This is a genomic window from Streptococcus halitosis (genome assembly GCF_023147855.1).
Lineage (GTDB): Bacteria > Bacillota > Bacilli > Lactobacillales > Streptococcaceae > Streptococcus > Streptococcus halitosis_B.
The window spans coordinates 383799-409263 of record NZ_JAHXOP010000001.1; the positions used below are offsets into that span (position 1 = coordinate 383799).

Here is a 25465-nt window from a genome sequence, read left to right on the forward strand (position 1 = left end):
TATTCTTATTGGAAGCTGGATTGTTTGAGAAACTCTGTAATCGCAGCATCCAAGACTGCCTCTTCTGGCAAGTCTTTTGTTTCACGAATAGTTTCCAAAATCTCTGGATGTTGTGCATCAAAGAAATCATGAAACTCTTCCTCAAAACGAACAATGTCATCTACAGGAATCGTATCCAAGAAACCACGTGTCAAAGCATAGAGAATGGTTACTTGTTTCTCAACAGGTAGTGGTTTGTGAACAGGTTGTTTCAATACTTCCACAGTACGACGTCCACGATTTAACTTAGCTTGAGTAGCCGCATCCAGATCAGAACCAAACTTAGTGAAGGCTTCCAACTCACGATATGAAGCAAGGTCAATACGAAGTGTACCAGCAACCTTCTTCATAGCTTTGATTTGTGCAGAACCACCTACACGAGATACTGATGAACCCGCATCAATAGCTGGACGAATACCCGCATTGAAGAGACCATCACCAAGGAAGATTTGTCCGTCAGTGATAGAAATCACGTTGGTTGCGATATAGGCAGAGATATCTCCCGCTTGTGTCTCGATAAATGGTAGGGCTGTGATTGATCCACCACCAAGCTCATCAGAAACTTTAGCTGAGCGCTCAAGCAAACGGCTGTGAAGGTAGAAAACATCCCCTGGGAAGGCTTCACGACCTGGTGGACGACGAAGCAAGAGGGAAAGCTCACGATAAGCGACCGCTTGTTTTGAAAGATCATCATAAACGATCAAAACATGCTTCCCTTGGTACATAAACTCTTCTGCCATAGCTACACCAGCATAAGGAGCTAGGAAGAGCAATGGAGAAGGTTGTGAAGCAGAGGCTGTCACAACGATTGTGTAGTCCAAGGCACCGTACTGACGAAGTGTTTCAACTTGCGTACGAACAGTTGACTCTTTTTGCCCAATCGCTACATAGATACAGATCATATCTTGACCTTTTTGGTTCAAAATAGCATCAATAGCGATGGTTGTTTTCCCTGTCTGACGGTCACCGATGATCAACTCACGTTGACCACGACCAATCGGAACAAGGGCATCAATAGCTTTCAAACCTGTTTGCAATGGTTCTGATACAGACTTACGTTGCATAACGCCAGGAGCCGGCGTTTCTACTGGACGAGACTTGTCAGTATGGATTTCTCCAAGACCGTCAACTGGACGACCAAGCGGGTCGACAACACGTCCGATAAGACTCTCACCAACAGGAACTTCCATGATTTTACCTGTACGACGAATGGTATCGCCTTCACGGATATCTGTAAAGTCACCTAAGATGATAATCCCAACGTCTGTAGACTCCAAGTTTTGCGCCATCCCATAAGAGCCATTTTCAAAAATCAACAGCTCTCCACTCATGGCATTTTCAAGGCCGTGAGCACGCGCAATTCCGTCCCCGATATAGGTTACAACACCTGTTTCCGATACATCAAAATTGGGTTTGAAATTTTCAATTTGTTGCTTAATTAAAGCGCTGATTTCTTGTGCGTTAATTGCCAAAAGAACACCACTTTCTATTTCAAATTTTCTTTAACAACTCGAAGTTGTTGTTTAATACTCACATCAATTGTCTTGTGATTAGCAAAAATGACAAAACCACCAATGAGTCCTTCATCAATTTGTTCTTTGACGCTCCGCACTTTCAGAGACATTTTTTTCTCTATCAATGGGAGCAGACGTTCCTTCTGTTCATCTGTTAAAGGATGGGCTGAAGAAATAGTTACTACAAAACGATTGGTCTCTTTTTCAAGGCGATTCAAACAATCTGCAATTACTTCATAAAAAAGATTTGCTCTGTGATTGTAAACCAGAACTTGAATAAAGTTTTGCATTAAAGGTGACACAGAGTCTTGAAAGAAACGAACTGTTTTTTCCTTATCTGACTCATCAACTGCTACCTGAGCTAAAAAAGAAGGTAAGCCCGTTTCTTCTGCGACTTGCTTGATTTGATCCAAGTCTGAAAAAATCCGGTCCTCTTCTCCTTTTTCAATCACTAATTGGACAAAAGGCATGCTGTATTTTTCAATTACCTTTGCTGTTTTCTTGTCCATTAGGCTTCTCCTAGCTGATCGATATACTGATCAATGAGTTCCTTATGGGCATGACTGTCAAGGTTTTGTGAGATGATTTTTCCAGCTAGACTAACTGTCAAATCTGCCACCTCGCCCTTAACACTTTGTAAAGCCTCAGCTTTGTTTTGCGCAATTTCTTGGTTAGCTTTTTCTTTCAAGCGACCAGCTTCTAGCTTAGCTTCAGCCAAAATATCTGATTTACTCTTTTCAGCTGTCTCTTTAGCATTTTCAATGATAGTTTTAGCTTCACTACGACTACCTGCTAATTCATCTTCGCGCTTTTGAGCAAGAGTCTCTGCTTTTTGACGAGCTTGTTCAGCGCCATCAATATCAGCAGCAATCTTTTCAGCTCGTTCTTCAAAGATACTTGTCAAGTTTGACCACGCGTATTTTTTGACTAAGACGACCAAAAGGATAAAAGAGCCAGCGATTAAAATAAAGTTACCAATCAATTCACCTACTGTTACGTGCATCATTTACTCCTTTCTACTCTTCATCATTAATTTTATTTCCTAGATACATTGAAGACAAGACTGTGAATACATAGGCCTGAACACAGGAAATAAACACAGAGAATGCCGTCCAGACAAGATTGGTAACAAATGCCACTGGATACCAATAAAGAGCCTGATGAGAAAGAGTAATAAGCAAGCTTGCCATCACTTCTCCGGCAAAGATATTCCCGAACACCCGCAAAGCAAGTGATAGGAAATTCGTGACTTCTTCAAGGAGATTCATCGGCGTCATGAAACCTGGGGTTACAAAACCTTTTAAATATTTTTTAATACCACGACGACGAATTCCTTCTATATGGGTCATCAGGATAATTCCAAATGACAAGGCCAAGTCAAACTGGAGATTTGCAGTTGGCGATGTCCAAAGGTTTGTCCCATCTGTAGTTTGAAGTTTCGCCATCAAACCAAGATTGTTTGCGATAACCATAAAAAGAAATAAACACAAGTAAAAGAGTGAGTAATCTTTCATGTACCGAGAACCTACGTTGGGTTCTGTAAATCCGACTACAAAGTCATAGAGATACTCTAGTACATTTTGCTTTCCTTTGGGCTTCACAGTCATATTACGACTTGCCCAATAGATAAAGCCAAAAATCAGTGCCACAGACAACAAAGTCAATGCTGTCAAGGTTAAATCAAAGGTAACAGGACCAATATTGATGGTTGGATTGATACTTTCTTCCATCTAGAATCCTCCCTTTTCCATTTTATACTTCTCTTTATTTGATGATAAATGAAAATACGAGAGTTACAAAGAATGTTCCTTCGATAAAGGCAATCCCCATGATCATCAAACTACGCAATTGTGGGATGATGTCTGGTTGGCGTGCTGCAGACTTGAACAAACCGTTCATCAAAAATCCTTCTGCAAGAGATACACCCATACAGGCAAGACATAGACCGAAAAATGTTAAATTCATGATGAATTCTCCTTTTATTTAAAATTTACTTACTTAGTTTAGTCCTAAAATTTGTTTTTGTCAACTTTTTACTTACGTTGGAAGCGTTTCAGATGATTTATTTCTATTTTTGCTATTTTTATACTACTGTATAGATAAGTTTCTCATTTTATGATGAAATGTGTCTCCACTTTTTCTATATTTTCCGAAATAAATTGAAAAATCCAAGTTTAGAACTTGGATAGATTCATTTTATCTGAAATAGTAAGAATAGTGTTGTTTACACCCTGGATTAAATGGAGATTTGCAATGAGGACAGGATATCTGCTTTTGATATTCTTGAAATGTTATTGTCCTCTTACAAGCCCCACATAAAATCGGTCGATCCTCCGCAAGCGTCAAGGGGTAAGGTGAAAACAAATGCGTTTCTATAGCATTGTGGCACTGATAGCAAGCATAATATTTTTTACACTCATAGCACTGAAGAGAAACGATGTCCTTTTCGTTATGATAATGAATACATCTACTCTCATCATCAACTAACAATCCTTGCGCTTGAATCATTCACTTTTCCTTATCTAGGCACGAACTGTGACACTTGTCCCGTCTTCCTTATAGAGATTGATAAGACCTTCCTTGAGAGCGCGGACCATGTCCCCTGCTTGAACAGGTTGTGGAACCTTAATAGTCAAGAGTTCCATTGGATTTGGGGCGCGATCGATTTTATTGCCCTTGGCATCATGAAGATCTTCAATATAGGTCTCAAAATGACGGAAACCTGGTCCATAAAACTCCACTTGATCGCCTTCGTTGATGACATTTCGTTGACGAATGGTTGCCGTTTGAGTCGCATCATCATACGCAACCACTTCAGCGACAAACTTATATTCAGGAATTTTACGACGAGCGCCAAATAACTGTTCGTTTTCTGTAGGTGTACCGTAATAGAAACCTGTTGCCAGTTCACGCTGAGCAACCTTCCACATCTCGTCCACCAAGTCTTGTTTGATGGCTTCAAATTTTTCTGGGCTTTCAAGGTAAGCATCCACAGCCGCCTTGTAACAGTTGGTTACTGTTGAAACATAGTGGATTGACTTCATACGACCTTCAATTTTTAGACTATCTACACCATTTTCAATCATATCTGGGATATGGTCAATCATAGACATGTCAACAGCTGACATTGAAAATTCTTCTGGAATTTCACCTTTAAGACTCTTACGTTCTTGACCAAAAGGCATGTCGTAAAGGTCGTATTTCCAACGGCAAGACTGTGAACAACCCCCACGGTTGGCATCACGCATACTCATGTGGTTCGAGAGCGTACAGCGACCTGAGTAAGAAATACACATGGCTCCATGGACAAAGGCCTCAATCTCAACATCAGTACGTTTGCGAATCTCCGCCAATTCTTCCATTGAAACTTCACGGGCCAAAACCACACGAGTTAGACCAAGTTCTTTCCAAAACTCTAAAGTTTCATAGTTGGTCGCACTGGCTTGGGTTGAAAGGTGGATTTCAAGACCTGGTGCTTCTGTTGCTGCAATCATAATCAAGGCCGGATCTGACACGATAACTGCGGCAATCCCGATGTCACGCAACTTACGGAACCATTCTCCAGCACCAGCTTCGTTTCCTTCGTGCATAACCATGTTAGCAGCCACATAGACCTTGGCACCGTACTTAGCAGCAAACTGCACGCCTTCTTCCATCTGTTCAAAGGTGAAGTTTCCTGCACGGCTACGAAGACCATAGGCCTGTCCACCGATGAAGACTGCGTCCGCACCATATTGAACAGCTACTTTCAGCTTCTCTAAAGTCCCTGCAGGTGATAAAACCTCAGGACGTTTTAATGTTTTTGTCATGTTTTCTCCTATTTGCAATATAAAAGTTTGACGTTTTTCCTTCTCATTTTATAGTAAATAAAGGATAAAATCAAGCCTAGACAGATTGTTTTGACAATTCTAATCTTTTAAAAAACAAAAAACTAGCCTTTCTAAACTAGTTATTTTCAAGATAAAATTCAAAGCGTTCGCCCACGTATTGACTTTTTACATATTCAAAAGCCGTCCCATCTTCAAGATAAGAAACCTGAGTCAAGGCTAAAATGGCATGCCCCTTTTCAACTTCCAGATAGTGAGCAATCTTTTCCTTAGCCAATCTCGCATAAATAGTCTGTTGGGATTTGCCAATATGGTAGCCATGTTGCTGCAAGGTTTGAAAGAAGTGACTGGTGATTTCTTCTTTTTTGAAATCCTTAATGAATTTCTCAGGAATAGATGCGACTTCATAGACTAGAGGAACTTGGTCAGCGTAACGCACCCGTTCCATGCGGATAATATTCTCTGTTGGAGTAATCCCCAACTTTGCGACCTCTTGCTCATTTGGAATGGTTCTTCTGTAAGAAATGAGTTGGCTGGAAGGTACTTTCCCCTGAGATTTGACAATCTCCGTAAAACTGGTTGTCCCCCGCATTTTTTCTTGGACACGAGTGCTAGAGACAAAAGTCCCACTTCCTACACGACGCTCCAAAACTCCTTCCTCAACCAAGAGAGAGATAGCCTGGCGTAATGTCATCCGGCTAACTTGAAACTGTTCAGCTAAATCTCGCTCACTTGGAAGCCTCTCACCAATTTTCCAATGATGCTCATCTATATCCTTTTTGATCTGATCGTGGATTTTCATATAAGCTGGTAACATGATTCTCACTTCTTTTCTTTATTTTCTCCATTGTACCGTATTTGCTAAGAAAAAGTCAAACTTTGCCTTGTTTAGTTGGTAATTCGCCCCTATTTGTGATAAAATATTGAAAAAGATATTTCTTTTGAGAAAGGAAAAAGATGAGCAACATTTCAACTGATTTGCAAGATGTCGAAAAAATCATCGTGCTGGACTATGGTAGCCAATACAACCAGCTGATTTCACGCCGTATTCGTGAAATTGGTGTTTTTTCTGAGCTAAAAAGTCACAAAATCTCAGCTGCAGAGGTTCGTGCGATTAACCCTGTAGGGATCATCCTCTCTGGTGGACCAAACTCTGTATACGAAGATGGTTCATTTGATATTGACCCAGAAATTTTTGAACTTGGCATTCCAATTTTGGGAATCTGCTATGGTATGCAACTTTTAACTCATAAACTTGGAGGAAAAGTTGTCCCTGCAGGTGATGCTGGTAACCGCGAGTATGGCCAATCACCACTTACCCATACCACTTCTGCCCTCTTTGAAGGAACTCCTGAAGAACAGATTGTGTTGATGAGCCATGGCGATGCTGTTACAGAGATCCCAGCTGATTTCGTTCGTACTGGAACTTCTGCTGACTGTCCTTATGCAGCCATTGAAAACCCTGACAAGCACATCTATGGTATCCAATTCCACCCAGAAGTTCGCCATTCTGTATACGGAAATGATATCCTTCGCAACTTTGCCCTTAACATCTGTCAGGCAAAAGGCGACTGGTCAATGGACAACTTCATCGATATGCAGATCAAGAAAATCCGTGAAACTGTAGGTGACAAGCGTGTTCTTCTCGGCCTATCAGGTGGTGTTGACTCTTCTGTTGTTGGAGTTCTTCTCCAAAAAGCAATCGGTGATCAATTGATCTGTATCTTTGTAGACCACGGTCTTCTCCGTAAGGGAGAGGCTGACCAAGTTATGGACATGCTTGGTGGTAAGTTTGGTTTGAATATTGTCAAAGCTGATGCTTCAAAACGTTTCCTTGACAAACTTGCTGGCGTTTCTGACCCTGAACAAAAACGTAAAATCATCGGTAACGAATTTGTTTATGTCTTTGATGACGAAGCTAGCAAGCTAAAAGATGTAAAATTCCTTGCTCAGGGAACGCTTTACACTGACGTAATTGAGTCTGGTACAGATACTGCTCAAACAATCAAATCACACCACAACGTTGGTGGTCTTCCAGAAGACATGCAGTTTGAATTGATTGAACCACTCAATACTCTCTATAAAGACGAAGTCCGTGCCCTCGGTACAGAGCTTGGTATGCCAGACCACATCGTATGGCGCCAACCATTCCCAGGACCAGGACTTGCTATCCGTGTCATGGGTGAAATCACTGAAGAAAAACTAGAAACCGTTCGTGAGTCTGATGCTATCCTGCGTGAAGAAATCGCTAAAGCTGGTCTTGACCGCGATATCTGGCAATACTTCACTGTCAACACAGGCGTTCGTTCAGTTGGTGTTATGGGTGATGGTCGTACTTATGACTACACAATTGCTATCCGTGCGATCACTTCTATCGATGGTATGACTGCTGACTTTGCCAAAATTCCTTGGGAAGTCCTTCAAAAAATCTCTGTACGTATCGTAAACGAAGTGGACCACGTTAACCGTATCGTCTACGACATTACAAGTAAACCACCTGCAACCGTTGAGTGGGAATGATTTATAAACATGATTTGAAGTGAAATGGTTGATTTAACAGCATTTTCAGTTGTTATAAAAGGTTAAAAATAAATCAAAATTGATTGGTTCCCCACCAAAAATCCCACCAGAAATATTCTGATGGGATTTTTTTATATTAAATTTTATTTTTCTATTATTTGATGCTTTACAAGCTTTCTTAAGACCTAGTTGGAAACATTTTTATTTGAATAAGTTTCAATATCCGCTTAAAATCAATGTTTTCCCACATTTACAGAAAACAGAATTTCATCTAATTTGAATCAATTTCAGTTGAATGGTGTGAATTTTACCCTAAAAATACACAAATTGAGCTAGATTTTACCAAAAAGTTCACACCATTGGTTCAATTATTTTTTGTTACGTACGTTTTTCTTAGATGATAGACTTCCTAATGTATTTCTTATAGCATTTGAGCAAACCTCCGTTAAAGGTTCTCCTATTGCCTCCTTGTAATTAAATCCTAATAGTTGCATAGTCTTTAAAGTATCCTTATTAAGTAGAGCAACCAATTGTTTCATTGAATCTTCTTTCCCATCTTCAACATTAGTAAATGAAGATAGAAGAGAAATAACCCGTTCTAAAGTGTTGTGCAAATACTCAATATCTTTATCATCAATATGTACTTTTTCATATTCTTCTTTATATGCCTGAGCAATTCTGATTGCCTGTTCTCGTTCCGAAAGTAACTCATTTACAATTTCATCATAAGTATTTCGTAATTTATCGGCGTTACGTTCTTCCTTTAATGATTGAATTTTACTATTCACTAGTGTTGTTGTTCCCTTAAATGTTAGAGTTCCCAATTCAATCCCTGCTTTTACTAAAGCTTCTGTAATATATGGCTCCATGCTATACCTCTGTTATTTCTTTTTATAATAAAACTATTTTATCATAAATCTACATTAAACATACTATGTTTTTTAGTCTCTATCCCTTTAGGTAAAAATACCGATTTTATGGTATAATAAAGGTAACGTTATATAAGGAGGTGTGCCATGACTCTTGATGTAAATAAAGAAGAATTAACAATTTTAGGGATTCCCTTTGATAATTTTTCAGATTTCGATACCGTCTGGTATGCTATTGGATCATCAATGATTGAAAATTATGAACCTACTGTTCAAGATGTGATTGATTTAAAAACTTATGTTGTCAATAGACGAAAGGAATTGAATATTGGTTAAAAATCAATACGAAGGCTATAAGTACATTGACCCTAATCACCAATATACCTATCCAAATTCCACAGTCTTAATCAACAAACAAAATGTTACAAATATTGAAGAAGCCTACCGAAATGAACACTTATTCGTTACTAAAAGACTTGCAGACTTGCGCTTGAAAGCCATTGAAGTCTATTCCATGAGTAATATTTTAGCCATTCATAACTATTTGTTTCAAGATGTTTATGCCTGATCAGGACAATATCGCAAGGTGAATATCTCTAAAAGTGGTAATCCTTTTATGTCGATACAGTCGTTTAATGCTGCAGAAACTTATATAAATCATCTCATTCATTCCTATCATCAAACTGCCAACTCAAAAGATGAAATCATTAAACATTTAGCAAAAATTCTTGATAATCTTAATTATTTCCATCCCTTTCGAGAAGGAAATGGACGAACTCAACGAGAAGTTATTCGTTCCTTAGCACTATTAAAAGGGTATTCTGCACAAATACGAGTGGAACAAGATGATGAAGTTTACAACCTTTATATGGACGGAACTGTCTATGGAGACTTAGGGAAGCTAGAAGAATTATTTGGTAAAATATTAAAAGAAATATAGATTGTAATACTTGATAATTACAGAAGTGAAGTAAGCATTCAATACGAATCAATACATAAGAAAAACGCTGATTTCAAGCGTTTTTTCTTTTTCAATTTTAATACATTTCACTATATTTCAGTCCAAACTCTACCTTTTTCTCTACCTTTTTTAGATAAATATATCATCTGGATATTGAAGTTAAGCCCTGCTATCATTTCGATGGCAGGGCTTTTTAATATTTGGTACACTAACTTCTTATCTATATTTTGGTGGATTTTAAGTTGACATCTACAAAGTTTAATGTTAGAATACATTCAAAAATATATTTGAATGAGGTATTTTATGATTCAAAATGTTGTTACTTCAATAATCCTGTATTCTGGGACAGCCGTAGACTTACTTATTATTCTAATGTTATTTTTTGCCAAAAGAAAAAGCAGAAAAGACATCATTAACATCTATTTAGGACAGTTTCTAGGCTCTGTTAGTCTAATACTGCTAAGTTTACTTTTTGCATTTGTCTTAAATTATATTCCTAGTAAAGAGATTTTAGGCTTGCTCGGTTTGATTCCAATTTTCCTAGGACTCAAAGTTTTGCTTTTAGGAGATTCTGATGGAGAAGCTATTGCAAAAGATGGTTTGCGCAAAGATAATAAAAACCTGATTTTTCTAGTCGCTATGATTACTTTTGCAAGTTGTGGTGCTGACAATATTGGTGTTTTTGTCCCATATTTTATTACCTTAAATTTAGCGAATTTGATAGTGGCTTTACTTACCTTTCTAGTCATGATTTATCTCTTGGTTTTTTCTGCCCAAAAATTGGCACAAGTCCCTTCTGTTGGAGAAACTTTGGAAAAATATAGCAGATGGTTTATTACCGTTGTTTATTTAGGATTGGGGATGTATATCCTGATTGAAAACAACAGCTTTGACATGCTAAGGACTGTGTTCGGCTAGGAGAAAAAAATATGAAAAAAGATAGTATATGCCAGGTGAATATTATAAATCAACAAAATGTTACAACCGCAACGAACTACCTTGAAAAGGAAAAAGTCCAAAAATCACTTCGTATTTTATCAAAGTTTACCGATAATAAACAGATAAATATCATCTTTTATCTCCTTGCTGTTGAAGAACTCTGTGTCTGTGATATAGCCTTTTTACTAGATCTCAGTATGGCATCTGCATCCCACCATCTTCGTAAACTAGCCAATCAAAACATTTTGGATACTAGAAGAGAGGGGAAAATTATATATTATTTTATAAAAGATGAGGAAATCAGAGATTTTTTTAATCAACTAGGATAACAACTATTTTTACTACTTTACCATTCACTCTACCTTTTATTATGTAGCATTCTAAAAACATTGATGTACCAACGTTTCTAACAGCTAAAATAGAAATTATTTAATCTTTTTATAGAAGTGAAGTGATTAGATATATTAAAAGCCTATGAAATCAGCATTTCAAAGGCTTTTTTCTTTTAATTTTAGCAAAACAACTGAATTTTAACTGATTATATCACTTTAGGAGAGCAATAACAGATATAATGGTAGCAATAATGGAGACTATCGTAGCAACGATAGAACTTATGGTATTTGCCTTTGTGTAATTTATCTCTGTAAGCATATTCAAATAGGAATAATTTTCTTTAATTACATTTCGATAATATGACAGATTTTTATGAAATAAATTTTCTAGTTGAACTTCGTCATTTGATACAAATATAGTCCAAGAATCTTCAAAGTCTTTTTTAAAATTAGAAATATCTATTCTGTTTTCTGACTCCGATAGGCTTTGTATCTTTTTCAAAAGGTTTAAAAAATTTTTATTAAACATTATGTTCTTTCTTCCTGATACATATTTCGAAAAATCTCTTTCAAAAATGTGAAGTTCTCGCTCTCCAAATAATAAGTAATAGAGCTCGTTCCCATATTGCGATATAGACCCTAAAATACTAAATCCAGGAATGAAATTATTTCCTGAGTATAGAACATAATTGCTATCATTAAAACTATTTGAAATATAGTAATTGCCTTTTTTATTATATAGACTATAACTAATATCCCCGAAGTATATTTTATCTATATCAACTTTGTCTTTTCGAAAAGCAACTGTTAGATTAATTAATTTGTTCATTTTCCCATTTTCGCTATATAAAAACGTAGTTATGTAATGTTGACATATCAAAGAAGGAAGTTCATTTGTCATCTGATCAATAGATAGATAATTAAGCTTATCGTCCTCATCATCCAGAATATACCAATTAATGTAATCTTTTTTACTCAAGTTTTTGATATTATCAGAAATAAATAATTGAAGATTAGACTCTGTCAATACTTGTTTTAAATGAAATCTATATTGAAAAATAGCATAATAATTATTTACCGTCGCCCAACTTATTTCAATACTGCTGAAAAAATTATCTCCAATTATCTCAATTTCAGCAAAAATTCCGACTCCATGCCTTAAATATTCTAAATGGACATAGTCGTATTTTTTAAATATAGTAGGTTTTTTATAATAATTTTTCACTTTAAATTTCGACTTTGGCAACGAATATAAACGCTTCGTTAATTTATTAACACCCTCATTTGAAAGTGTATCTAAAATAATAAACTCGCCAATTGAGAATTCATCAAAATAGTCTGTCCGTGTCCTCCATTCGGGATGTTTTTCTTCAATGCACTTTTTATGAAATTCTAATCCTTCCTGCTCATGTCTTTGATAATAAGATTGATATTCTTCTGTTGCAACTATTTTTAAATAATAATCAAAAAACTTCTTAGCTTGTCTATTTATCATACCTACACCTAATTGATACTTTATATCACTATCATATCATTTTTTTAATGAAACTGAATCAATAACCACAACTATTACTCATTTTATGATTTTAGCTAAATCTATCATGGCTTGTTCAATTTTATGTTTTCCTTTTTGCATGACATGAAGATAGATTTTTTCTATATCTCTACTATCTTCTGAATGTCCTACAAACTCTCTAATAATGTTTAGGCTTACAATCTTATCAGCCATGACTGAAACAAAACTATGTCGGAACATATGGGGAACTATGTGAACAGGTCTATCAAAATCGACTAGATCGTCAATATCCTTATAGGATTTTCTACTTTTCTTATTATACTTAGCGGACTGACTAGTTCCACCTCTTAAGAACATTGAAATTTCTATATGATACAATGCTCTGCCCTGTTTGTTATTTATAGAAGTAAAATAGGGATTCACTACACGTCACTAGACGGTATAGACCTTGATTCAAAGCGATTTCTGAAATTCTAAATTTCACTACATTGCAATATAAATCAACCGAATCACTACCTTATTTGAAATAAAAATGATGATTCGGATTTTTAAAGGAAGAGGGACTGAACTACACCCCAAAAGTTAGTTTTTTCTGTCTAACTTTTGGGGTGCAGTTTGCTTGGTCCCAGTATGTTTATTTCATTTTGGATAACTTCATCAATAAACTTAAGCGTTCATCATTTTTGAGCTCTGATAACAAGCAAATCAACCGCTCATATCCAAGTTCTTTCTTCTGCTTGATTAATGAATTCATCACAGCCACCAAATCTTCTGGCGTAAAATTCCTTAAGTAAAGTGTAATATAACTTCCACTATTAGAAAATAGGCTAACATGAATTGCATTATGTTCTTTTTGTCTAATTTTCATTCCTCCTGTAGACTCCCTGATATGGAACTCATACACTGTCTTTTTGGGGTAGCAATCAAATGAGTTTTCGAATTCTCTGCGATTTTTATAGAGAATATAGTTAATGAGTGAATAATATTTTAGAAACATAGTGGTTTCCTCCGTAAGTATTATTATAATTTTAGTATGCCATAAATTCCAAAATAAAAAAAAATAATTAAGAAAAAACGATACATAAGTTGTTTCTCTTATTAATTTTTTTTGTAGTTTTTCCTCTTTCTCTCATCCCTCAATTTTTTTGCGATTCTGATTTTTCTGTGTGTTTAGCGTTGACAGGAACGTATGTGTAAGTCACGCTAAACACACAGTACTAGGTAAAAGTGAATAACGTAAAAAATCTTATCCTAATTTTTTTATTTTAAAATTTATGGCATACTAATAATATCAAGATAATTGATTGAGTAGAGACGTAACTAATATAGCTACGTTTTTTATGTTTGAAAGGAGGTAGCTATCGTGGAAACAGTAGGTTTAAGCTGGGTTAGGAAAGAACCAGTTTTGTATTTCATTAACTAAAAAAAAATAAATGTATAGATAATAAAAAAGATGTCAATAGCAGTTTAAAAAAATTTTTTGATCGTAACAAAGTAAAGAATAGAAGTAAAAATCGAAAGTAAATAACAGGAACCAATTTTTGTATTTCATTTACCAATAAAAAATAAATGTATAGATAATAAAAGTAATGTCAACAGCAGTTAAAAAAATTTTTTGATCATAACAAAGTAAAAAATCAAAGTATAAAAACTAAAGTAAATAACAAAAGTCTAAAAATCAAATACAAAAACTAGCTTAGCTCAGTCGCTAAATTCAGAGCATTTAAACCTGAAAAAGACTAACAAGAAAAAACAACAGATTTTTATCTGCAAGATGGAACTCTACATCTTATTTGAATTGAGTCAACTTGTCATGTTGTAAAATGACTTGGTTATCTTCTTAGCCATCAATTAAGAAGCGCCCTAAGCAAAGGGAAGATACTACATCAGTGAATATAAGCTTAAGTCACTGCACTACTTCAACTTGAATTAAAAAGACCTTAAGAATTTTCTTAAGATCTTCTTTAAAAGCACATTATCTACTATAGAAAGGAAAGAACGATGGCAAAGAAGAAACGTAGTCGTGCTGAACGACGAAAAGCTAAAGAGAAAGCTAAGAAACAACAGATAGATTCTCTAACAACTTTTGAGGGTCGGAAACAATTCGTCCAATCAAAAGGATTGACTAATTTAGTCACGCGCTTTAAAAAAGGAAAGGGTATCAAGCGAAATGAATCCAAAAAAACGGGAGAAGACATTCATTTAATCCATACCGACCGAACTCTTCATAACTACGCTGGTTCCTGGAGCAGATTCGCTTCCTTTGTTGCCTCAATAACTACTGCCGAAGATCTAGAAACTCTTGAAAAATCTAACGATATTGAGGGATGGATTGACTTAGTAAATCAATACTTGGAACATTGTAAGAAATTAGGGCTTTCTGCTCCAACCCAGTCAACCTATAAAGCAGCATTAGCCAAAGTTTTAGGAGTACCTTCTACCGCTTTTATTGCAACGGATATTCGATATCGAGCCGACAAAAAGAATAATCGTTTGAAGTCTAATGACGACAGGATGTCTGAAGAAACAAATAATCGCTGGTTCTCAATCGTATCTGCTACTGGGTTACGTAAAAATGAATTAAAAGCTATTACAGGTGATTCTCTACATAAACGTGAAGATGGTCGATACTATCTTAAAATCATTGGTAAAAAGCATAAATCAAAAGGAGCACGAGACCGATGGATTCCGATTATTACGCGAGATAAAGAAGAATTAGAAAGGCTTGTTGAAGAATTTAAACTAGTTGGTAAAAAGCGTGTGTTTCAAGTTCCATCTGCTTTAAAACCTCATAAATATCGTGCTGAATACGCAAAACGACTTTATCTTCTTGTCGTACGAGATCCCAAAGATATCAAAGATAAAAAAGAAAAAATTTATCTACGAGGCGAATTAAAAGGTGTTGTCCTTGATCGAAAGGCTTGTTTAATTGTATCACGCGCTCTCGGACACAATCGTCCAGAAGAGTTTCAAAAGTCCTATGCTTATAAGTTAATCGCACAAGCAAACTAAATAACTTTTTGGTAGTGTAAAATAAGTTGTGTAAACACAAAAAGGAATAAATCCGTTTAGGAAATCTACTCGAGTCAAACCAGGTCAAAAAGCGACATCCCTTATCAAAACCCCAACAATTTTTAGACTTATTTTTCCAGCACCTATGACAGAACAAAGAGGCTCAGAAATTTCCTGAACCTCTATTGTCTAATCTAATTTCCTAAACACTCACTTTGACCTGACTGCGTCCATTACCTGTTTTCTTTATGACTAGCTGCTGGCGGATAGTGGCCTTCATCTCCTCGATATGGCTGATAACTCCGACCAAGCGATTCTCACCGATTTCCTCCAGGACCTGCATGGCCTTCTGCAGGGTCTCCTGATCCAGCGAGCCAAAGCCCTCGTCGATAAAGAGGGCATCGATTGGCACCCCACGCGAAGAGTTTTGCACGACTTCACTGAGGGAAAGGGCGATGGACAGAGCTGCAATAAAGGTCTCACCGCCTGAAAGGGTGTCCGTTGAGCGAGATTCACCAGTCTCATTGTCATAGACATTGATATCGAGACCCCGGTTACTCCTGCGGTCACGCGCCTCTTCTGGCAGCTCAAACTGATAACGATTATTGGACAAGTGATTGATAAAGTGGGCATTGGCATAGCTAAGGATCTGCTCCAGATAGCTTTGGAGGACATAGGTCTCTAGATCCAGCTTGTCTCCCCCTGTCTTTCCAAACATAGCATCGTAGAGCTGTTGGAGAGACTGAAAGGCAGCTTTGGAGTCAGCCTGCTGGCTCAAAATCTTCTCAATCGCCTTGAACTCTTTTGATGCCTGGGCTTGAGCTACCTCAGCCCTGGTCACCTGGCTAGCCTGAATTTCAGCCGCCTTAATCGAATCCTGTCTGCTTTTCTCTAGGCTGACTAGATCAGGACGCTCTTGGTCTGACAAGCTCTCTTCGAGCTGCTGGATATCCTTTTTCAATCGCTCCTCATGAGTCTCGTACTGGGTGATCTGCCTGTTCAGCTCCTCCAGCTCTTGGTCGGCATCTATCCAGGTTCTAGCGACCGCTTCCTCATGGGTCAGAGCATCCGCTGCTGCTAATTTTTCGGCTAATTTCCTGCCTGTCTCCTCAAGGACCTGACCAAGGTCTGCCAGAGTTGACTCCAGAGTCTTGATCTGGCCTTGATAATTACTAAGCTGCTCCTGATTCTTATTCAGCTGGCTTTCCAGTTGCTCTTTTTGCTCCTCATAGCCTTGAACTTGCTTTTGGCAATCGCTCTGCAGGGCCTCTAGTTCCTGACTGCCAACCTTGACATCCAGCTCTGCGATTTCTTCTTCCAGGCTCTCAATCTTCGAACTAGTCGCATTCAGGTCCTTTTGTACTAAGTTAAGAGCCTGGTCTAGCTCTTGGAGACTAGCCTTAAGCTGACCAGCCTGAGCCTGCAGTTCTTGGTTTTGCTTCGACTTAGCCTCAAAGCTATCCTTCTGCTCTTTGAAGCCTTCCTGAATAGCTGCTAGGTCAAAGTCGTCTGAAAATTCCCCACCAAACCTGGCTTGGAATTGCTTATAGCTGGCATTCAACTGATCCTGGTAGTCTTGGTATTCCTTATTCTGCATTTGAAAATCCTCTTCTTGTCTAGCAATCGATTCCTGCAGAACGTCCAGTTCTGACCGTTTCTGGTCATACTGGGCTTGGGCCTGGTCGACACTTTGGATCAGATCGATCAACTCTTCATTGGATACCCTATGACCATTTTCAGCCAAGGGATGGTCCTCCGCTCCACAAACTGGGCAGGCCTGACCTTCAACTAAATCCTCCTGGAGCTGGGCAATCATCATCTGGCGCCGATTCCTCTCCTTTGCCTGAACTTCCCGTTGAGCCTGTTCAAATTCCTCTTTTAGCTGAGGCAGTTTATTTTGATAGTCCTTCCATTTTATCTCCAGTTGTTTGGCCTTTTTCAGAGCACTGTCGCAGTTCGCTGCCTGGGGCTTCAGCTGCCCATCAATAAAGCTAGACATGGCATCAAGTCGAACTTTTTCTGCATCCAGTAAAGCTGAATCTAGTACATTTTCCTCTAGCTGAGCCAGTCTATCACTCTGCTCTTCTTTTTGAGCTTGATTTTCTTTAAGCTGAGCCTGAAATTTGCTTAGCTCCAGCTGGGCTTGATCAATCTTGTCCTGCTTGTCTTTGGACTGCTTAGCTTTAAAGATCTGAGTCGGTAGCTTTTTTAGTTCTTCTCGTAAGCGATCGATTTCCCTTTCCCTTTTAAAGAGCTCGCTCTTCCGCTCAACCAGGTCTTTTATGGCCTTTTTCTGATCCTGGCTTTCCGCTTGGAGTACCTTTAATTTATCTCGGTTAGCCTTCTCATCAGCCCTAGCCTGGTCGATTTTAGCAACATCACTAGCTAGTTGCTCTGCCCAACGCAGTTGCTTCAGACGACCTTTTTTTTCAGCCTGCTCATCAGCTTTATCCAGAATTTGCTCCTGGTAGTCCGCTTGCAAATCCTCTAAACTCTTAAAGTCCCGCGCCAGTTTCTGACCTGTCTGATAGAGCGCATCTATCCGTTCTCGCTCTGCTGTTGCCTCCTGATGGGCCTTTTTAGCCAGCTCATGACTTTCCTTACGCACCTGGAGGAGCCCACGAACTGTCTCCTCCAACCGGTCTGCTTCCAAAGCATCCTCAATCTTATCCTGCTCTTCTGGGGTCCATGTATCTGACTGGTAGTGAGTCTGGAGCGCTCTTGTTGCCTCCTCGTCTGCTGACTTGGCCAAAATATATCGATCCTTAAGCCGACTTTGGAAGTCCTCAAAAACCTCTGTTCCAAAAATTTTTTTGAGGATCTTCTTTTTCTCCTCTGACGAGTCCTTGAGAAAGCGAGAAAAATCATTTTGCGGTAGGAGAATGATTTTCTTGAACTGCTCATGGTCTAGGCGAAGGATGCCTGCAATTTCAAGCCCTACATCCTTGGGCTTGCTAGCCAGACTCTGAAGTTCCTTGCCATTGACCCCATTAACAATGGCCAGAGAGGCCTCAGGCGCTTGATCTCTGACCTTACGCGTGCCCATAAGCGTCTGCTCTGGCGAACGCACGACTCTATACAGATGACTCCCCTGCTCAAAGTAAAAGGTCACCTGGGTCTTTTCCTCAACAGTCGCAAACTGACTCCGAACCTCTTTGGGACCACGACTCCCTGTTGTCGCCCCAAAAAGAGCATAGGACATGGCATCCAAAATCGTTGACTTCCCAGCTCCCGTATCACCAGAAATCAGAAAAATTGGTGATTCTATAAAGTTTCGAAAATCAATATCTGCTGACTCAAAAGGCCCAAAATAAGATAGTTTTAAAGCAATCGGTCTCATGATTTCTCCTTACTCATCTTCGTCAAAATATCCTCTACTAACTCCAACTGGGCCGAACTACGAATGGTCTCCTGCTTGTAGCTATAGTCTAGCTCCACAACTGTCCCATAGATTTGCTCCAGCTGGGCTCGCAGGTTCTTGCCCACATGTTCATTGCGATCAAAGTCCTGCACCTGGATGGCAAACCAAGCTTGATGACAAGGCTGAGTCTGATAAAAGCCAGGATCTGTCAGAGTCTCCCAATCCTCCTTGAGAGCGACCAGGTCAGTTTCCTGCTCCAGCTTGACAAAACGACTTTCTACCCCCTTTTCATCAAACTCAAGGATATAGACTCCCTTATCAGTTCCAGCCTCTTTGACGTTAAATTTGACCGGACTACCCGAATACTGCACCGTCTCACTAGGGGATGCATGATGGGTATGGATATGCCCCAGGGCCACATAGTCAAAGTCTGAAAAAATCGCTGAATTCAGAGTCGCAAGGCCACCTACAGTCGAGCTGGTCTCACTCGTCAAGTCTTGAGGATCCTTGCCTGAGGCAGTAACCGCAAAGTGGGTGACGAGGATATGCTTTTTACCAGGAGCAAACCGGGCCACCAAGAGGGGAAGCAAGGCCTGCATGGCATCCACCAGAGTCCGAACCTTCTTGGCCTCCTCATCTGACCAGCCCTGCTCTTCTTGTAGGTAGATCCGAGCATCCATCGGGTCAAAATAAGGCAGGAGGAAAATCTGACAGTCCTCCGTCTCGACTGGACTCATGGCCTCTTCAATAAAGGTATTGAGATAAAGCTGTTGGTGCTGCATCCATTCCCGGCTAAAATTAAGCCGCTTGGCACTATCATGGTTACCCGAGATAGCATAGATAGGCAGTTGGTGCTCCAGATTCATCTCCCTCAGCATCTGCTCAAAGGTGGTCACAAAGTCCGCTTTGGGCACCGAACTATCATAGAGATCCCCCGCAATAATAACCCCATCAACCTTTTCTGCCAAAGCAATCGCCAGTATCTGCTCAAAAGCGTACTTCTGCTCTTCCAGCAGACTATAGCCATTCAAGGTCCGGCCAATATGCCAATCCGATGTATGTAATAATTTCATTTTTGACCTCTCCTCTCTTTCTGTTTCTATCATACCAGATGACCTAGACACGTCAAGTCCATCCCCTAACCTTCTAAAAAAATTTTTTCAAGAATCCATTGCAGTCCTCTCCCTTGGCGATTACGATTGTAATAATAATTGTAGGCCTGGTTTCTAAGGCAAGAAAGCCCAGATAGGGCGTTATTTCACAAAAAAATGTTTTTCCCCTTGTCAAATGAGTTATTTTCAAGTATAACGCGATATTTAGAATTAAATGGAGATGAGAACTTTTGCAAACATTAAATCAGCTATCAAACGCGCTGAATTGAACGTCAAACAAAACGAAAAAAATTTAACTAAATAAGAATCGTACTAAAATTATTGAACTTTTTCTCAACATCCTAAATTTAAATGAAAAATAAAAAATTTTATAAAAAAAAAAGTAAAGTAGATAAAAACTTACTTTTTCCTTCAAAACCTTGTTACGACGCGTTTTTAAAGCACTCAAAGATTGAGTGCTTTTTTTATTTTTTAAAAAATTTTTCATTTTTTTTAGAAAATACAAGTTTTCATGATATTTATGGCATACTAATCAATGAAACAAAGAAGGAAGTAAATAAATGGAAACTTAAAAAAATTAACTAACCTTTAGAAAAAGATGTTGATCTTAGCCAAACAACATACTTTATCAAAATACTATATGAAAGGAACTTAATAGAATGGCTAGAAGAAAATTAACACCGGAAGAAAAGCAAAGGCTTTTAGAAGAAGAAATCAATAATGAAAATAGTATATTAGATGTTTTCTCATCAATGCCTTGTTTTGCTGGAATAGATAAATGTAAATTATCCCTACAGGATTTTTCTGTAGAGCGTGTAGAAATTAAGAATTTAAATCAGGATAGTTCATGTAATCTAAAAACCTCTATAGATGGAGAGTTACTTAGTTTAGATATTAAATCAGAATTTTTCGGGAAAATCACTATTTCTTTTGATACATCAGATTTTAAAACACCCTACTGTTACATTGAATTAATTCATGGAGGTTTAAATTTCGAGACGGTTGGTATTAAGGAGATTAAAAATAGATTATCAAACGCAATCGATTTTATTAAAAATAATTACGGTATTATCATTACATACTCGACTGCTCTTTTTATCGAAATTGAGCTCGCTTATACTATTGCTTTTGATAAAACTCCCAACCTTCAACTCAGAAGTTTTCTACACAAATGTCTTTCATCAGGAAACTCTCCGAATTTTGGAAATGAGAAAAGTAAAAAGGACAACTATGACTATCCAATTTTGAGTTGTAAGATTAGTACTGATGAATTAACTGTTTTTTACGATAAAATTGAAAAAGCAAAAAGAAAAAGACAAATTAGAAGAGAGGGTTCAAAACTAGAAAATATTAATGTCCAAAGATTTGAACTAGTATTAAAGAAAAATAAAATAAAAGAATTATTGGGAACCAATTCCTTAGATTTACTGAATGATGCACAATTGATAGAATATTTGGAATCAAAACTTCATTCAACAATAAATGTGTATATAAAGTTAATTGAAAAATCAAGTAGCAAAACTAAAAAAGTACTTGAAGATGTGTATAGAAAATACGGTCCTAAAAAATATATTAAAGAATTTTTAATGCAAGTAAACAACTACTCTCTTACAACTTTGTCCCCTTTGGTTTTAGACGAAGAAATTTTAGCATTGATAAATATTGGTTTTAGCAAAAATAAAGGTAGAACCAAAAAAACAATAATAGAACATTTTCAAAATAGCGAAAAATATTATTCTGAAAAAAACGAGACTGGATTAATGATTACTTGGCACGTTCGAGATATATTTAAAGTATTTTATGAATCACTAGACGTTGCTAGAGAAAAAGGTTTAGGATGTCATAAAGATACTACATCGACTCATACACATAAACATTCTTTAAAAGATTATACATTAGATTATAGAAATAATATTTTTAAGAAAATTATAAAATCTAATACTCGAAATCAAAAAAATAAAATTAGAAACCATGTTTTAGAAAAATTCCCTGATAAAGATTTAGAGATCAATAAAAATAAAGCAAATTAAATAATAACTTTTTTATATTTATGGCTGTAAACCTTGATATAACAATAAGCATATATTTATATGTAAACAGTTTGAGTTTAATATTTGAGAAAGGAAATAGTTATGTGTGAATTTTTTAGAACTAAAAAAGAGCTTGTTTCCAAACTTTGGTCGGTGTCAGAAACAAACTCAAAATATACTAGTAATAATATCTATTACCTACTTATATTATCGCAATAAAATATAGAAATTTCAAGAGGATTATTAATTATGAAACAAACATTGAACAAAGAAGATTTAATTAAAATGGGTTACAATCCCTATACTGCCGTTTCAATTATTAGACAAGCTAAGCAAATTATGGTACAAAAGGGGTATGCCTTTTATAATAATCGTCGTTTAGGGCATGTCCCTATCGTTGCTGTTGAAGAAATTCTGGGTGTTTCACTTCACAAGGAGGAATAATGCCACAAAATCAACAGAGAACTAAATTTCCTGGAGTCTATACTGACAAAGACGGAAAATATTTTATTCAAACCGAATTTGGTAGAGATAGAGTAACCGGGAAACGTGTACGAAAGAAATCAAGGGTAGATCAACACGGAAATCCATTTAACTCGGCAGCAGATGCAAATAAGGAATTAACCCGACTGAAGCATGAATATCATCAAGCTCAAGGTTATTCTAACTACCGTATGAAATATAGGCAATTTATGGAAGAACATTATATTCCATATTACAGAACAACAGTTGAGCATAGCACATTTTCAGTTAGAGAGAAAAATCTTTTACAGCTTTGTGAGCGTTTTGGTGACACCACACTCCGTTCTATAACACTTGAACAAGTCCAGATGTTTCGTACATGGTTACTGACTAGTCAAGATGAGGGTGGTGCCGGGTATTCGCAAGGATATTCTAGCCTCATCTTTGGCATGTTTAGGAAATCATTAGACTATGCTTTGCAAATGGGATATGTGGAAAAAAATATTTCTAAGCAATCTAATGCCATTCCTAAAGGGAAAAGTAATATCCCATATTGGACAAAAAGCGAATTTGAAGCTGTTATTTCGCAAATTTACATTGAAGATGTATATGAACATTTAAACTTCGTGATGATTTGGGTATATTTCATGACTGGCGTACGTGTAAATGAAGGCTGTGCCCTTCAATGGAATGATGTTGACTTTGATAAGCAACGCCTACGAGTTCATCATATGCTTATTGTTAAAAACAAAAAAGAATGGACTCGTAATTCCTACACAAAAACCAATGACGGGAAAAGGATGATTAGTTTAGATAAAGATACAATTGATGTGTTAAAAAAATGGCGTGAAGCTCAAAAAAAGATTGGACTAGGACACGAGAACGATTTTATCTTTTCATACGATGGCTTACCTATGCTGAAGTCTACAATCTCAAGGATTATTAAAAGGTACGCCAAGATTGCTCACGTAAAACCTATCCAAGCAAAGGGTCTCCGCCACAGCCATGCCTCGCTGTTAATTAATGAATTAAATGTTTCTGTACTTATTCTATCAAAACGTTTAGGACACTCTTCTCCTGAAATCACCTTGAAACACTACTCACATCTATGGGATGGTGCTGATGAAGTTATCACTAATGAAATGGTAGGAATTATTAATGTTTCTTTTCCATCTTCTAGCTTAGTACATTTCAACGGGAACCAATCAATTTTAAAATAACATTCCCACCAAAAACCCCACCAAAGAATTACTAACTCCTTAAAAAGCCTATTATATAGCGATTCTCAAGGAGTCTGCAACCGTTGAGTGGGAATAGGCCAATCGCACTAAAAAAGAACTCTGAATCCGATTCAGGGTTCTTTTTATTGGTAAGGTAAGCACTTCTACTTTCCTTTTTTATTTACGTTTTTTCTTCGCTTTTTTCATTTTGTTTGCCATACGTTTCATAGACTGTTTCATGGCAAATTCACCGATTTTACCTTTGAGACCTCCACCAAACATCTGGCTCATATCTGGCATGCCTGCGCCTCCGAGCCCCGACATATCGGGCATTCCACCTTGTCCCATCATGCCTTCGAGGGCAGACATATCCATCCCTCCCATATTTGGCATATTTTTTGGAAGGTTATTTGGATTGATTCCCATCTGCTTCATCATCTTGTTCATATCTCCAGACATGACACCTTGCATGAGCTGTTTGGCCTGGTTAAAGTCTTTGATGAATTTATTGACTTCGACAAAGGTATTTCCAGAACCTGCAGCGATACGACGGCGACGACTTGGATTTAACAAATCAGGATTTTCACGCTCTTCGGGTGTCATGGAAGATACAATGGCACGTTTACGCGCAATCTGACGCTCGTCCACCTTCATGTTTTGAAGGGCCGGATTGTTAGCCATACCTGGAATCATCTTGAGCAAGTCTTCCATTGGCCCCATATTTTGCACCTGATCCAATTGATCGATGAAATCATTGAAATCAAAGGTGTTTTCGCGCATCTTCTCAGCCATTTCAAGGGCTTTTTGCTCATCGTATTCCTGAGAAGCTTTCTCAATCAAGGTCAGCATATCCCCCATACCAAGGATACGGCTAGACATACGGTCTGGATGGAAGGTTTCGATATCCGTAATCTTTTCACCCGTACCAGTAAACTTGATTGGTTTACCCGTGATATGACGAACGGATAGAGCCGCACCACCACGTGTGTCCCCATCAATCTTGGTAAGGATGACACCAGTTACTTCTAACTGAGCATTGAATTCACGGGCAACATTAGCCGCTTCCTGACCAATCATGGCATCAACGACGAGTAGAATTTCGTTTGGTTGGGCCAATACTTTTACGTCACGAAGCTCATTCATTAGGAGCTCATCAATCTGTAAACGACCTGCCGTATCGATCAAGACATAGTCGTTATGATTGGCTTGTGCTTGCTCCAAACCTTGACGAACAATCTCAACAGCTGGAACCTCTGTCCCAAGCGCGAAGACAGGAACATCAATCTGTTCCCCCAAGGTCTTAAGCTGATCAATGGCAGCTGGACGATAGATATCCGCTGCAATCATCAAAGGACGAGCATTTTCTTCCTTTTTGAGTTTATTAGCCAGCTTACCAGCAAAGGTTGTTTTACCAGCCCCCTGCAAACCGACCATCATGATAATAGTTGGAATTTTGGGTGACTTGATAATTTCTGCCGTATCAGAACCTAAAACAGCTGTCAGTTCCTCATCAACGATTTTGATAATCTGTTGTGCAGGATTAAGGGTATCAATGACGTCGTGCCCTACTGCACGCTCACGAACCTTCTTGATAAAATCCTTTACAACAGGCAAGGCAACGTCAGCTTCCAGCAAGGCCAAACGAATCTCTTTGGTTGCTTCTTGGACATCAGCCTCAGAAATTTTTCCCTTTTTACGTAGATTTTTAAAGACGTTCTGCAAACGTTCTGTTAAACTTTCAAATGCCATTT

General features: G+C 37.8%; 24 protein-coding genes and 2 pseudogenes. 10 read left to right on the top strand and 16 right to left on the bottom strand.

Going from position 1 to position 25465, the window contains the following annotated elements; all coding sequences use genetic code 11:
* Positions 1 to 5: 5 nt before the first annotated feature.
* From atpA to KZX55_RS01930, 8 genes are all read right to left on the bottom strand, one after another.
* Positions 6 to 1511 carry a F0F1 ATP synthase subunit alpha gene (atpA, locus tag KZX55_RS01895; protein ID WP_248023285.1) on the bottom strand — a complete coding sequence of 502 codons (1506 nt, stop codon included), beginning with the start codon at positions 1509 to 1511 and terminating at the stop codon, positions 6 to 8.
* A gap of 14 nt (positions 1512 to 1525) precedes the next feature.
* The gene (locus KZX55_RS01900; RefSeq protein WP_000358986.1) at positions 1526 to 2062 is read right to left on the bottom strand and encodes a F0F1 ATP synthase subunit delta; all 537 of its coding nucleotides are present in this window, start codon (positions 2060 to 2062) and stop codon (positions 1526 to 1528) included.
* Positions 2062 to 2556, bottom strand: a complete 495-nt coding sequence (gene atpF / locus KZX55_RS01905) for a F0F1 ATP synthase subunit B (RefSeq protein WP_000558551.1) — start codon at positions 2554 to 2556, stop codon at positions 2062 to 2064. The genes KZX55_RS01900 and atpF overlap by 1 nt, the downstream gene beginning before the upstream one ends.
* Positions 2557 to 2569: 13 nt before the next feature.
* On the bottom strand, positions 2570 to 3283 hold the full coding sequence (atpB, locus tag KZX55_RS01910) for a F0F1 ATP synthase subunit A (protein ID WP_000392854.1): 714 nt from the start codon (positions 3281 to 3283) through the stop codon (positions 2570 to 2572).
* Between the two features lie 34 nt (positions 3284 to 3317).
* Entirely contained in the window at positions 3318 to 3518 is a 201-nt protein-coding gene (locus tag KZX55_RS01915) for a F0F1 ATP synthase subunit C (protein WP_001054552.1), read from the bottom strand.
* Positions 3519 to 3749: 231 nt separating this feature from the next.
* A complete protein-coding gene (locus tag KZX55_RS01920) occupies positions 3750 to 4061 on the bottom strand; it encodes a CHY zinc finger protein (protein WP_084854130.1) in 312 nt (103 codons plus the stop codon).
* Positions 4062 to 4075: 14 nt separating this feature from the next.
* Positions 4076 to 5362: a peptidase U32 family protein gene (locus KZX55_RS01925; RefSeq protein WP_000169101.1), complete on the bottom strand. Its 1287-nt coding sequence runs from the start codon at positions 5360 to 5362 to the stop codon at positions 4076 to 4078.
* Between the two features lie 136 nt (positions 5363 to 5498).
* Positions 5499 to 6197: a GntR family transcriptional regulator gene (locus KZX55_RS01930; protein WP_000936177.1), complete on the bottom strand. Its 699-nt coding sequence runs from the start codon at positions 6195 to 6197 to the stop codon at positions 5499 to 5501.
* A 140-nt stretch (positions 6198 to 6337) separates the two neighbouring features.
* Here KZX55_RS01930 and guaA point away from each other — a divergent pair, with 140 nt between their 5' ends.
* Positions 6338 to 7900: a glutamine-hydrolyzing GMP synthase gene (gene guaA, locus KZX55_RS01935; RefSeq protein WP_248023294.1), complete on the top strand. Its 1563-nt coding sequence runs from the start codon at positions 6338 to 6340 to the stop codon at positions 7898 to 7900.
* A 368-nt stretch (positions 7901 to 8268) separates the two neighbouring features.
* Here the strand turns inward: guaA and KZX55_RS01940 are convergent, their stop codons facing one another.
* On the bottom strand, positions 8269 to 8769 hold the full coding sequence (locus tag KZX55_RS01940) for a hypothetical protein (protein ID WP_048775675.1): 501 nt from the start codon (positions 8767 to 8769) through the stop codon (positions 8269 to 8271).
* Between the two features lie 147 nt (positions 8770 to 8916).
* Between KZX55_RS01940 and KZX55_RS01945 the strand changes: the two genes are divergently transcribed.
* Together KZX55_RS01945 and KZX55_RS01950 are read left to right on the top strand one after the other, a co-directional pair.
* Positions 8917 to 9105: a hypothetical protein gene (locus tag KZX55_RS01945; protein WP_000171300.1), complete on the top strand. Its 189-nt coding sequence runs from the start codon at positions 8917 to 8919 to the stop codon at positions 9103 to 9105.
* A pseudogene (locus tag KZX55_RS01950) lies at positions 9098 to 9709 on the top strand (Fic/DOC family protein). The gene KZX55_RS01945 and the pseudogene KZX55_RS01950 overlap by 8 nt, the downstream one beginning before the upstream one ends.
* A gap of 110 nt (positions 9710 to 9819) precedes the next feature.
* Here KZX55_RS01950 and KZX55_RS01955 read toward each other — a convergent pair.
* Positions 9820 to 10005, bottom strand: a complete 186-nt coding sequence (locus KZX55_RS01955) for a FanG protein (RefSeq protein WP_247953931.1) — start codon at positions 10003 to 10005, stop codon at positions 9820 to 9822.
* A gap of 28 nt (positions 10006 to 10033) precedes the next feature.
* Between KZX55_RS01955 and KZX55_RS01960 the strand changes: the two genes are divergently transcribed.
* Positions 10034 to 10648, top strand: a complete 615-nt coding sequence (locus KZX55_RS01960) for a CadD family cadmium resistance transporter (protein WP_326845689.1) — start codon at positions 10034 to 10036, stop codon at positions 10646 to 10648.
* An 11-nt stretch (positions 10649 to 10659) separates the two neighbouring features.
* Positions 10660 to 10998 (top strand): ArsR/SmtB family transcription factor, encoded by a 339-nt coding sequence (gene cadX, locus KZX55_RS01965; protein WP_247953929.1) that lies wholly within the window; start codon positions 10660 to 10662, stop codon positions 10996 to 10998.
* A gap of 214 nt (positions 10999 to 11212) precedes the next feature.
* On the opposite strand, the gene KZX55_RS01970 is transcribed toward cadX, so the two are convergent.
* The 3 genes from KZX55_RS01970 to KZX55_RS01980 form a co-directional block, all read right to left on the bottom strand.
* Positions 11213 to 12496, bottom strand: coding sequence for a hypothetical protein (locus tag KZX55_RS01970; protein ID WP_247953928.1), 1284 nt, complete (start codon positions 12494 to 12496; stop codon positions 11213 to 11215).
* Between the two features lie 78 nt (positions 12497 to 12574).
* Entirely contained in the window at positions 12575 to 12940 is a 366-nt protein-coding gene (locus KZX55_RS01975; RefSeq protein WP_248023310.1) for a tyrosine-type recombinase/integrase, read from the bottom strand.
* 211 nt (positions 12941 to 13151) lie between these two features.
* Positions 13152 to 13385 (bottom strand): hypothetical protein, encoded by a 234-nt coding sequence (locus tag KZX55_RS01980; RefSeq protein ID WP_225902130.1) that lies wholly within the window; start codon positions 13383 to 13385, stop codon positions 13152 to 13154.
* A 1133-nt stretch (positions 13386 to 14518) separates the two neighbouring features.
* Here KZX55_RS01980 and KZX55_RS01985 point away from each other — a divergent pair.
* Positions 14519 to 15529, top strand: a complete 1011-nt coding sequence (locus KZX55_RS01985) for a site-specific integrase (protein ID WP_247953927.1) — start codon at positions 14519 to 14521, stop codon at positions 15527 to 15529.
* A 202-nt stretch (positions 15530 to 15731) separates the two neighbouring features.
* On the opposite strand, the gene KZX55_RS01990 is transcribed toward KZX55_RS01985, so the two are convergent.
* A complete protein-coding gene (locus KZX55_RS01990) occupies positions 15732 to 18869 on the bottom strand; it encodes an AAA family ATPase (RefSeq protein ID WP_247953926.1) in 3138 nt (1045 codons plus the stop codon).
* The gene (locus KZX55_RS01995) at positions 18866 to 19963 is read right to left on the bottom strand and encodes a metallophosphoesterase family protein (protein WP_248023313.1); all 1098 of its coding nucleotides are present in this window, start codon (positions 19961 to 19963) and stop codon (positions 18866 to 18868) included. Before KZX55_RS01995 ends, KZX55_RS01990 begins: the two co-directional genes overlap by 4 nt.
* Positions 19964 to 20216: 253 nt before the next feature.
* Here KZX55_RS01995 and KZX55_RS02000 point away from each other — a divergent pair.
* The 4 genes and pseudogenes from KZX55_RS02000 to KZX55_RS02015 all read left to right on the top strand — a co-directional run.
* Positions 20217 to 20294 (top strand): annotated as a pseudogene (locus KZX55_RS02000) (30S ribosomal protein S20); the annotation flags it as partial.
* Between the two features lie 367 nt (positions 20295 to 20661).
* A complete protein-coding gene (locus KZX55_RS02005; RefSeq protein ID WP_248023316.1) occupies positions 20662 to 22032 on the top strand; it encodes a hypothetical protein in 1371 nt (456 codons plus the stop codon).
* 249 nt (positions 22033 to 22281) lie between these two features.
* The gene (locus KZX55_RS02010; RefSeq protein WP_125852447.1) at positions 22282 to 22476 is read left to right on the top strand and encodes a DUF3173 domain-containing protein; all 195 of its coding nucleotides are present in this window, start codon (positions 22282 to 22284) and stop codon (positions 22474 to 22476) included.
* Complete coding sequence (locus tag KZX55_RS02015) at positions 22476 to 23714, top strand: tyrosine-type recombinase/integrase (RefSeq protein WP_248023328.1); 1239 nt, start codon at positions 22476 to 22478, stop codon at positions 23712 to 23714. The genes KZX55_RS02010 and KZX55_RS02015 overlap by 1 nt, the downstream gene beginning before the upstream one ends.
* 177 nt (positions 23715 to 23891) lie before the next feature.
* Here the strand turns inward: KZX55_RS02015 and ffh are convergent, their stop codons facing one another.
* Positions 23892 to 25463: a signal recognition particle protein gene (gene ffh, locus KZX55_RS02020; protein WP_248023344.1), complete on the bottom strand. Its 1572-nt coding sequence runs from the start codon at positions 25461 to 25463 to the stop codon at positions 23892 to 23894.
* Positions 25464 to 25465: the final 2 nt, after the last annotated feature.